This window comes from Bacillus sp. Je.9.29.b, assembly GCF_051129925.1.
Lineage (GTDB): Bacteria > Bacillota > Bacilli > Bacillales > Bacillaceae > Bacillus > Bacillus safensis.
On the sequence record NZ_JBCPSO010000037.1, the window covers coordinates 1 to 231 of the forward strand.

Genomic DNA, 231 nt, shown 5'->3' on the forward strand with positions numbered 1-231 from the left:
TAGCTCCAGTGATGCCCGTTGCGCCAGTAGGACCGGTAGCTCCAGTGACACCTGTAGCGCCAGTAGGTCCGGTAGCTCCGGTAATACCCGTGGCGCCGGTAGAGCCAGTAGCTCCGGTAATACCCGTCACACCAGTAGGACCGGTATCTCCAGTGATACCCGTTGCGCCAGTAGTTCCAGTAGCCCCAGTGATACCCGTTGCGCCAGTAGAACCAGTATCTCCAGTAATAC

At 58.0% G+C, this 231-nt stretch carries 1 protein-coding gene; it reads right to left on the minus strand.

What is annotated here, in order from left to right; all coding sequences use genetic code 11:
- Positions 1-231 (minus strand): hypothetical protein (locus AAZR19_RS19000; RefSeq protein ID WP_434704004.1); only part of this gene is annotated, 231 nt, incomplete at both ends.